Origin of the sequence: Glaciecola sp. HTCC2999 (assembly GCF_000155775.1) — a bacterium.
Classification (GTDB): Bacteria; Pseudomonadota; Gammaproteobacteria; order Enterobacterales; family Alteromonadaceae; genus Opacimonas.
The window spans coordinates 30,950-40,164 of sequence record NZ_DS989814.1 but is presented as its reverse complement, the minus strand read 5'-3'; the positions used below and the strand labels follow the sequence as shown (position 1 = coordinate 40,164).

Genomic DNA, 9,215 nt, shown 5'->3' with positions numbered 1-9,215 from the left:
ATTCAAATTCGGGTGAATTTAACAATGAAAACTTTTGTTGCAAAACCAGAAACAGTTCAACGTGACTGGTATGTAGTTGACGCTGCAGACAAAACATTAGGTCGCTTAGCGGCTGAAATCGCGCTACGTTTACGTGGTAAACATAAGCCAGAGTATACTCCTCATGTAGATACTGGTGATTATATTGTTGTCGTTAATGCGGAAAAAATCGCAGTAACAGGTAACAAAGCGAAAGATAAAATCTATTATTCACACTCTGGTTACCCAGGTGGCTTAAAAGATACTACATTTGAGAAATTAATTGCTAAGAAGCCTGAAATGGTTTTAGAAAAAGCAGTTAAAGGCATGTTGCCAAAAGGCCCTCTAGGTCGTGCAATGTTCCGTAAACTTAAAGTTTACGCGGGTACTGAGCATAACCATGCGGCGCAACAGCCTCAAGTACTAGACATTTAAGGAGCGAGACAATGGCAGATACTCAATATTACGGCACAGGTCGTCGCAAAAGCTCTACCGCTCGTGTTTTCTTACGTCCAGGTACAGGCAATATCGTAATCAATAAACGTCCAATTGATGTGTTCTTTGGTCGTGAAACAGCTCGAATGATTGTTCGTCAACCATTAGAGTTAGTTGAAATGACTGAGAAGTTTGACTTATACGTTACCGTTTCTGGTGGTGGTATTTCTGGTCAAGCTGGCGCGATTCGTCACGGTATCACTCGTGCGCTTATGGAATTTGATGAGACTTTACGTCCTTCACTTCGTCAAGCGGGCTTCGTTACGCGTGATGCGCGTAAAGTTGAACGTAAGAAGGTTGGTTTACATAAAGCACGTAAACGTCCACAGTTCTCAAAACGTTAATTTTTACGTTTTACAGTTCGATATCAAATGCCGCTTTTCAGCGGCATTTTTGTATCTAACAAACATCGCTTTTTGGATTAATATCCAGTCAATGTCAAAAAATTGTATTAAATTAATAAGAAAATAGATAAATATCTATAAGTGATGCTGCATAGGCCCACTGTAAAGGTGATTACCCATTAAAGACGAACGTCTTAAGCAATAATAGTATATAAATGCCACTATAGACTTGTTTTTATTATGGCTTTTCTTTACCATTTCGCGCAGTAAATTATATTAGGTTGTATAAATACAGCTTGTAACTTTTATGCTTGCGTAGATAACAGCCGAATTTTGGAGAAAAAGTGGATGAGTAATGTATCAAACGATGCAAATGAATCAGCTACAAATGAACAGCCCCAAAGCACAAATCGTCGTAAGTTCCTAACGGTCGCGACGTCCGTCATTGGTGGTATCGGTGCCGCGGGTGCTGCAGTTCCGTTTGTTGCTTCATGGAACCCAAGTGCCAAAGCGAAAGCTGCTGGTGCGGATGTTGAAGTTGACATTAGCGGTATTGCACCGGGTCAGTTGATTCGTGTCATGTGGCGTTCAAAACCAGTCTGGATCGTGCGACGTACTCCAGAACTCTTAGCTAGCTTAGAGGGCGTTGAAGGTGATTTACGCGATCCTAACTCTGAAAACGAACAACAACCAGCCTATGCGAAAAATCGTTATCGTTCAATCAAAGAAGAATACCTAGTATTAGTGGGTATTTGTACTCATTTAGGTTGTTCACCACAGCATTTAACCGATGGTGCATTTTCTGAGTATGCAGAAGGGGTTCCAGAAGGGTTTTTCTGTCCTTGTCACGGTTCAAAATTCGATATGGCTGGACGCGTGTTCAAAGCCGTACCAGCACCATTAAACTTAGTTGTACCACCTCATCAATTTTTGAGTGATACCACTGTGTTAATCGGTTCAGATGCATAAGGGCATATAATTATGAATGGTTTATTAAATTGGATTGAACAACGCATCCCAATGATGCGCGTAGCAAATATGCATGCGATTCAATATCCAGCACCGGTCAATATGAATTTTTGGTACGTGTTTGGATTTTTAGCAACAATAGTATTAGTTAATCAGATTGTTACAGGTATTTGGTTAACGATGAATTTCGAACCTTCAGCTGAGCGAGCATTCGCGTCTGTTGAATACATCATGCGTGAGGTCGACTACGGTTGGTTAATACGTTATATGCACTCTACCGGTGCATCTGCGTTCTTTATCGTGGTGTACATGCATATGTTCCGCGGTATGATTTATGGTTCTTACCAGAAGCCTCGTGAGTTGTTATGGGTATTTGGTATGCTAATTTACTTAGCATTGATGGCTGAAGCATTCATGGGCTATGTACTACCATGGGGACAAATGTCCTATTGGGGTGCGCAAGTTATCGTCTCGTTATTCAGTGCGATTCCAGTTATTGGTCCTGATTTAGTTATTTGGATCCAGGGTGATTATGTTATCTCTGGTGCGACGTTAAATCGCTTCTTTGCATTACACGTGATTGCACTTCCATTGGTTATCGTTATCTTAGTGTTCTTACATATCATTGCATTACACGAAGTCGGTTCAAATAACCCTGATGGCATTGCGATTAAACACAAGAAAGGCTCGTTAGCTGAAGAAGATAAAACGCCTTATGAGATCCATGAGTATTATACAAGCAAGTATGATATTGCCAACGATGTCGTGCCTTTCTTCCCACACATCGTATTGAAAGACTTAGTTGCCTTTAGTATTTTCCTTGCTGGCTTTGCTTATGTCTTATTCTTTGCACCAGAAATGGGGGGTAAGTTCCTTGAGCATCCTAACTTTGAAATTGCTAACCCGTTAAAGACGCCTGAGCATATTTTCCCAGTATGGTATTTCACTCCTTTCTACGCGATCCTCAAAGCGGTACCGGATAAATTATTTGGTGTATTAGCCATGTTTGGTGCGATTGCTGCATTATTTGCAATGCCTTGGTTAGACCGTGGTACAGTACGTTCTTGGAGATATCGTTGTGGGTTACATAAATGGAACCTCATCGTATTTGCAATTGTGTTTATTTTCCTTGGTTACTTAGGTGGTACACCTCAAGAAAATTGGAAAATCATTGCTTCTCAAATTGCAACTGTCATGTATTTCGGTTTCTTCGGGTTACTATGGATATATAGTAAAAATGAGAAAACTAAGCCAGTACCAGAGAGGATCACTAAATGAAAAAATTACTATTAGCGATCGCACTATTGGTGCCTAGCTTATTATCAAATGTTGCGTTAGCGGCGGGCTCTTCAGTTCCGCTAGATAAAGCCGATTATGATTTAACCGACAAAGCATCACTACAAAATGGTGCACGTATCTTCATGAACTATTGCTTAGGTTGTCACCAACAGCAATATCAACGTTACTCACGTACGTTTGAAGATTTAGGTATACCGGCTGATTTAGGTCAAGAGTACTTGCAGTTTACTGGTGAAAAAGTCACTGATTACATCACCACGCCGATGCCCCAAGATGCAGCTGCAACTTGGTTCGGTGCGCCACCACCTGACTTAACGTTGGTTGCGCGTGTTCGTGGTGCAGACTGGTTATATACTTACTTACGTACTTTTTATGTTGACGATTCAAAAACATTTGGTGTTAACAACTTAGTATTCCCTAACGTAGGTATGCCTCACGTATTACAGGAACTTCAAGGTACACCTCGAATTGCTTATGAAGACGCATTAATTGATGGTGAAATGGTACCTCAGTATGTAGGAATTAAATCTGATGGTAATGGCGAATTAAGTCCAGATGAATATGATAAAGCGATTCTAGATTTAGTTAATTACCTAGAATATACAGGCGAACCTTCACGTTTATCATCTGAAAAGATCGGTAAAGGTGTTTTAGTCTTTATTCTAATATTCTTTGTCTTTGCTTATTTATTGAAAAAAGATTACTGGCGAGACGTGAAGAAGTAGAAAATTCATGTATAATCCGAAAAAGGGGCAATAGCCCCTTTTTTTAATGGTTGAAATAAATGTACGCTCGGCGTCATTTTATAGGAGAAACATCAATGGCAGTAGCCACGAATAAACGCTCTATCATGACTTTGTTTTCAGATACGATTGATATCTATAGTCATCAAGTTCGCATTGTCTTAGCTGAAAAAGGCGTGACCGTCGACATTAATTATGTTGATCCAACGAACTTACCAGAAGAAATGCTAGAGTTAAATCCTTACGGTACCCTCCCAACCTTAGTTGATCGTGATCTTAACTTATATAAGTCTCACATCATTATGGAATACCTTGATGAGCGCTTCCCGCATCCACCGTTAATGCCCGTTTATCCAGTGGCTCGTGGTAACAGTCGCTTAATGATGCACCGTATTGAACAGGATTGGTATTCATTAGCCGCACAAATTTTCCGTGGTGAAGGTGATACAGAAGCATTACGTAATAATTTACGTGAAACGTTACTATCATTAGCACCTATTTTTGCGGAAACACCTTATTTCATGTCAGAAGAATTTAGCTTAGTTGATTGCTATCTTGCACCATTATTATGGCGTTTACCGGCGTTAAACATCACTTTGACAGGTGCTGGGAGTAAAGAAGTATTAGCATATATGAAACGCATCTTTGAACGTTCTTCTTTTGTTGCGTCATTAACTGACCAAGAGCGTGAAATACATAATCCACTGTAATAATTAATACAACAGTATAAGAAGAATATCTGACATGAGTGAGTTGACGATGACATCAAATCAACCTTATTTGCTAAAAGCATTTTTTGATTGGATTGTAGATAATGAACTTACGCCACATCTAGTCGTAGATGCCACAATGGATAATGTCAGAGTGCCTCTTCAATATGTGAACGATGGTCAAATCGTGCTGAATGTTTCTCCTTCTGCTTGTATGAATTTTCATATGTCTCCAGAGGGAGTGAGTTTTCAAGCGCGTTTTGGCGGTCAACCGCACTATATCGATATACCATGTAGTGCGGTATTAGCTATATACGCTCGTGAGAACGGTGCCGGTACGGTATTTACGCCTGACACCATATCTGAGGAATCCGATGACATCATTATACCTGAAGAAGATAATCAGGTAGAAACCCTGCAGAGTGCTCCTAAAGAGCTTGTAGAGGTGAAAACGGACACGCCTAAAGATAATGCTCCTTCTAAAACAAAAAAAGACAGGAAACGCCCTGTCTTTACTGTTGTTAAATAAGCATAATACTAAATAATTTCAAATACTCGGATGACACTTTTGACATTGTTGATATTACGTGCAATATCGACGGCTCTTGTGGCTTGTTGATTATTAAGTAACCCCATTAGAAACACTTCCCCACCAGAAACAACGACATTCACACGACTTGATTCGATTTCATCACTGGTGATATATTTTGCTCGGATAGTATTCGCAATGAGAATATCTTTGGCCTGCATTGAGGTGCTTAATGTCATTCCTGTACGGATTTGATTATGCGCCTTTCTTAAGTAGGGATCGTCGTTGATGATATCATTAATTTTTGATTGCCATGCGTTGTCTTGTAATGTCCCCGTTAGCAATAACTGACGGTTAAAAACATCCACTTGGATATTCGATACTTCTGATAACCCTTCTATACGTGATAACGCTAATGAAATACGGGCTACAGCATTAGTATCATCAATTTGGGTACCAATCGAACGAGGGTCTTGGCTGGCTGTTGCACTTATTGTTGCGACAGTACCAATAACAATTGCCGTACATCCAGATAACACCGACAATATTAAAAGAATACTGACACTCATTATCGGTTTGCGTAACAGATTAGTCATTTTCGGTCTCTCAGTTGAAATATAGAATAGTTCGTTGCGTATATTTACTCGTTTGAATCGGGAAATAAGGTATCATCGATACATTCACATAAATTATGAATCGCTAATAAATGTACCTCCTGAATACGCGCAGTTCGATTAGAAGGGACTCGAATTTCCACATCATTGGGGCCTAAAAACCCCGCCATTTCGCCACCGTCTTTACCCGTTAAAGCAACAATAGTCATATCACGTGATAATGCAGCTTCCATTGCATTAATGACATTTCGTGAGTTACCACTTGTTGAGATAGCTAACAATATATCACCTGGTTGACCCAGTGCACGAACTTGCTTGGAGAAGACTTCATCATAGCTGTAATCGTTAGCAATGGAGGTGATAGTTGAGCTATCAGTGGTTAACGCCATAGCTGGAAGGCTAGGTCGGTCACGTTCATATCGATTTAATAGCTCAGATGAAAAATGCTGTGCATCGCCAGCTGAACCACCATTACCACAACTTAAAATTTTGTTGCCGCGGATCAATGCTTCAACCATCATCATTGATGCATTTGCAATTGCTTCTGGTAAAACTTCACTGGCAGCTATTTTAGTTTGAATACTTTCGGTGAAGTTTGCTTTGATGTTTTCTATCATGAGTAATCCGATATGTAATTGAAGTTAAAATTGTATATTTATACGTGTTTATGCCATCTAGCACGATTACCATCAACAGCAAATAGATCAATGCGATGGTCAATGATACTAGGGTTAAGGTAATGCTTAGCCATATACACATACATTGTTTTAGTTAATTTATCACGTTTAGACGACGTTAACATATCAGCTGCACTTCCATGCGTTGGTCGTGCACGATATTTCACTTCGACAAACACCCAAGTGTCTTGGTCTTTCATCACCAGGTCGATTTCACCACATTTAGCTCTAAAATTTTCGTCTTTGAAAACTAAACCTTGTGCTATCAAATAGGCTTTCACCTTTTGCTCAACCGCTAAACCACGATGATAAGCATTTTGGGTATTATTCACCGCTGATTTGTTCAATTTGTTTCGTTGTTATTTTGGCACGGGGTAAGACACGTGTCACTTGATTATTGTTATCAATCGTTAAGTTACCGGTTAATCCCGGTAATGTTAATCCTTTCACTTGTCGCATAGGCATTATTTTATTGATCAAATTATATGCATCATATCCAAATGCGAACAAACGTTTTTGGGTTGCGGAAGCATCAATAAACACAGTTTCATACTGTGACAATAATTCAGGAGCAACTTTTGAATTAATTAACCAAGGCATATCGATAAAGATGACATTTTGCAAATCACGTAATGAGTTTTGATTCAATTGATGGTTATAACTGCGCGAGCTAGCGAATACCGGTTGGAACTCATCTGAAAATGAAATGATACTCGCTTCAATCATCGGATTAATTAATTCAGTTTGTTCGGCATTAGCAAATACGACAAAAGCATCTATATCTTTTCTATTGCGCGTCACGCTGAACATCTCTTTACCTAAGTAACGTTCTAAGGTCGTGATACGATCACGGCTTTGTTGTACGCCAAGTGCATCGCCAATAGCTTTGCGCATTGATTTATTATCACTAAAGGAAAGTGTGATTAAATTTGACTGTTGGCTTAGCGCTTGCCACGTGTCAGAAAAAGCTTCAGCCATGCGAATCGCTGTGCGGTCCGGTGCATGAATGAGGATCGGCTGCTGATATTGTTGAGCAAACATAAATTGAGCAATTTGTATCGCCTCGTCTTCCGGCGCTAATGCAAAAAATGTTGTCGTAGTATCTGCTACCTCAGGCACGATATCTGAATTTGTCTCTATGATTGAATTTAGATTTTTGGGTTCGGTATTCGCTGTATTTTGGGTTAATAACGTATCAATTCGGTTAAGACCAAGTAGTTGTTGTCCTGGACGAAGATTCTGAGCGATAAAGGTCAATTTAGGTTTTAAGAGTGGACCGATAATGACATCAATATCAGATAGCTTCGCCAGTAATGCGGTATTATCTAATGCATTTGTATCTAGAAACTGTATGGAAATTTGTTTAGTCGGTGTATTTTCAGTATTACTTTGAGCGGCTAAATAGGCTGCTAAAATGCCTTGCTTGATTTGCTGAGATTGATTAGATAAACGGCCTGACAATGGCAAGAGCACCGCGATCTGTTGAAATGCTTGAGTGTCCATTTGTAATAAGCCAATGATCTCTTCTGGTAGATTATTAACTAAAGGATGATTGGGATAAGCAAATTGATACTGTGTTAAAACACTGGCAAGTTCATATTGGTCTAGCGCATGTTCCCGTAGTAATGCTGCTAGACGGTAATAACCATCAATTTCTTTGTTTCCGGTTAACGTTAATTCAGTATTGGACAGCTGTTGAGTTAAATGCCATACATGTTGGATATCGTAATTCTGACTTTTAATATGAGCTTCGATAGCTTTAGGATAATTAAATAGCCGTTCAAATATGTTTGCTTTTAATTGCCATTGTTGCTTTGCTATTGCTATTTCTGATGTCGGTGATGACAGTAATGATAATTGTGTTAATAAATCATCATCTGGGTGTGCACACATGACTCGGTATAGTTTTGCCCTAGCAAGATTATCATCGGTGAGTTCAGTAAATATAGATGTTATGAGTATATGTGCTTCTGCACATTGCCCATTATTCACAGCTAAATATGCCCCTTTTAACAGGTATTGATTGCGTTGTTGTAACTTATTTTGACGCTCTGCTAAATCAGCTAGTTGTAAGATGTTTTCTAGCGTATTGGATTGCATCACCTGCGCCATGGGGGTGTTTTTTTCTACCATCTTAGTCGTTGGGGAAGTGGTAGACCCACAACTACATAGCATCGTAATTAATGCCAGTACTACAGTGCTTTGAATACTTCGTTTGCTAAACGTTTTTGTCACAATGAAATCCATAGAAAGCAAGTGAATGAAAGTTACACATTTGTGTATAATACGCATCATACTGTATTTTAATAAGTCGCGCATTATGTCTCAGCCTGGTAGTTTATATATTGTTCCTACACCCATTGGTAATTTACAAGATATTACATTAAGAGCACTTGATGTATTACGTGATGTGAGCGCGATAGGCTGCGAGGATACTCGACATAGTCGTGTATTGCTGCAACACTTCAATATTGATAAACCAACGTTTGCTTTACATGATCATAATGAATCAGCGCAGATAACAAAAGTGATCCAACGACTAGAAATGGGTGAATCGATAGCGTTAATTTCTGATGCGGGTACCCCTCTTATCAGTGATCCTGGTTATGGGTTAGTACATGCGTGTCGATTAGCGGATCATAGTGTGATTGCTTTACCAGGGCCATGTGCAGCCATTACCGCGTTATCCGCTTCTGGATTACCTACCGACCAATTTATGTTTCGTGGGTTTTTACCCGTTAAACAACAAGCGAAACAACATGCGATAAGCGAACTTAACCATGCTTATTACACCAGTATTTTTTAGATCCCCACGCG

Annotated in this window: 12 protein-coding genes; 8 read left to right on the top strand and 4 right to left on the bottom strand. The window is 39.5% G+C overall.

The window, feature by feature from the left end; all coding sequences use genetic code 11:
- The first annotated feature begins 24 nt into the window (after window positions 1-24).
- The 7 genes from rplM (at window position 25) to G2999_RS09590 (ending at window position 5,107) form a co-directional block, all read left to right on the top strand.
- The gene (rplM, locus tag G2999_RS09620) at window positions 25-453 is read left to right on the top strand and encodes a 50S ribosomal protein L13 (protein ID WP_010181416.1); all 429 of its coding nucleotides are present in this window, start codon (window positions 25-27) and stop codon (window positions 451-453) included.
- An 11-nt stretch (window positions 454-464) separates the two neighbouring features.
- On the top strand, window positions 465-857 hold the full coding sequence (gene rpsI, locus G2999_RS09615) for a 30S ribosomal protein S9 (RefSeq protein WP_010181418.1): 393 nt from the start codon (window positions 465-467) through the stop codon (window positions 855-857).
- 348 nt (window positions 858-1,205) lie between these two features.
- On the top strand, window positions 1,206-1,826 hold the full coding sequence (petA, locus tag G2999_RS09610) for a ubiquinol-cytochrome c reductase iron-sulfur subunit (protein ID WP_010181420.1): 621 nt from the start codon (window positions 1,206-1,208) through the stop codon (window positions 1,824-1,826).
- A gap of 12 nt (window positions 1,827-1,838) precedes the next feature.
- The gene (locus G2999_RS09605) at window positions 1,839-3,104 is read left to right on the top strand and encodes a cytochrome b N-terminal domain-containing protein (protein ID WP_010181422.1); all 1,266 of its coding nucleotides are present in this window, start codon (window positions 1,839-1,841) and stop codon (window positions 3,102-3,104) included.
- Window positions 3,101-3,850 carry a cytochrome c1 gene (locus tag G2999_RS09600; RefSeq protein WP_010181423.1) on the top strand — a complete coding sequence of 250 codons (750 nt, stop codon included), beginning with the start codon at window positions 3,101-3,103 and terminating at the stop codon, window positions 3,848-3,850. Before G2999_RS09605 ends, G2999_RS09600 begins: the two co-directional genes overlap by 4 nt.
- Before the next feature lie 95 nt (window positions 3,851-3,945).
- A complete protein-coding gene (gene sspA, locus G2999_RS09595; protein WP_010181425.1) occupies window positions 3,946-4,578 on the top strand; it encodes a stringent starvation protein SspA in 633 nt (210 codons plus the stop codon).
- A gap of 49 nt (window positions 4,579-4,627) precedes the next feature.
- Complete coding sequence (locus G2999_RS09590) at window positions 4,628-5,107, top strand: ClpXP protease specificity-enhancing factor (protein ID WP_083781717.1); 480 nt, start codon at window positions 4,628-4,630, stop codon at window positions 5,105-5,107.
- 8 nt (window positions 5,108-5,115) lie between these two features.
- Here G2999_RS09590 and G2999_RS09585 read toward each other — a convergent pair whose 3' ends face one another.
- From G2999_RS09585 to G2999_RS09570, 4 genes are read right to left on the bottom strand one after another with little or no spacing between them, the layout of a single operon-like run.
- On the bottom strand, window positions 5,116-5,703 hold the full coding sequence (locus G2999_RS09585; RefSeq protein ID WP_010181429.1) for a BON domain-containing protein: 588 nt from the start codon (window positions 5,701-5,703) through the stop codon (window positions 5,116-5,118).
- A 44-nt stretch (window positions 5,704-5,747) separates the two neighbouring features.
- Window positions 5,748-6,338, bottom strand: coding sequence for a phosphoheptose isomerase (locus tag G2999_RS09580; protein WP_010181431.1), 591 nt, complete (start codon window positions 6,336-6,338; stop codon window positions 5,748-5,750).
- A gap of 38 nt (window positions 6,339-6,376) precedes the next feature.
- Window positions 6,377-6,745 (bottom strand): YraN family protein, encoded by a 369-nt coding sequence (locus G2999_RS09575; protein ID WP_010181433.1) that lies wholly within the window; start codon window positions 6,743-6,745, stop codon window positions 6,377-6,379.
- Window positions 6,723-8,633, bottom strand: a complete 1,911-nt coding sequence (locus tag G2999_RS09570; RefSeq protein ID WP_198006105.1) for a penicillin-binding protein activator — start codon at window positions 8,631-8,633, stop codon at window positions 6,723-6,725. Before G2999_RS09570 ends, G2999_RS09575 begins: the two co-directional genes overlap by 23 nt.
- Before the next feature lie 85 nt (window positions 8,634-8,718).
- Between G2999_RS09570 and rsmI the strand changes: the two genes are divergently transcribed.
- Window positions 8,719-9,204, top strand: coding sequence for a 16S rRNA (cytidine(1402)-2'-O)-methyltransferase (gene rsmI / locus G2999_RS12325; RefSeq protein WP_010181437.1), 486 nt, complete (start codon window positions 8,719-8,721; stop codon window positions 9,202-9,204).
- Window positions 9,205-9,215 lie beyond the last annotated feature (11 nt).

Excerpts from the sequence above, each read along its gene's own strand:
- G2999_RS09605 (WP_010181422.1), top strand. The coding sequence starts at position 1,839 with ATGAATGGTTTATTAAATTGGATTGAACAACGCATCCCAATGATGCGC.
- rpsI (WP_010181418.1), top strand. The coding sequence starts at position 465 with ATGGCAGATACTCAATATTACGGCACAGGTCGTCGCAAAAGCTCTACC.
- G2999_RS09590 (WP_083781717.1), top strand. The coding sequence starts at position 4,628 with ATGACATCAAATCAACCTTATTTGCTAAAAGCATTTTTTGATTGGATT.
- G2999_RS09585 (WP_010181429.1), bottom strand. The coding sequence starts at position 5,703 with ATGACTAATCTGTTACGCAAACCGATAATGAGTGTCAGTATTCTTTTA.
- rplM (WP_010181416.1), top strand. The coding sequence starts at position 25 with ATGAAAACTTTTGTTGCAAAACCAGAAACAGTTCAACGTGACTGGTAT.
- sspA (WP_010181425.1), top strand. The coding sequence starts at position 3,946 with ATGGCAGTAGCCACGAATAAACGCTCTATCATGACTTTGTTTTCAGAT.
- G2999_RS09600 (WP_010181423.1), top strand. The coding sequence starts at position 3,101 with ATGAAAAAATTACTATTAGCGATCGCACTATTGGTGCCTAGCTTATTA.
- petA (WP_010181420.1), top strand. The coding sequence starts at position 1,206 with ATGAGTAATGTATCAAACGATGCAAATGAATCAGCTACAAATGAACAG.
- rsmI (WP_010181437.1), top strand. The coding sequence starts at position 8,719 with ATGTCTCAGCCTGGTAGTTTATATATTGTTCCTACACCCATTGGTAAT.
- G2999_RS09580 (WP_010181431.1), bottom strand. The coding sequence starts at position 6,338 with ATGATAGAAAACATCAAAGCAAACTTCACCGAAAGTATTCAAACTAAA.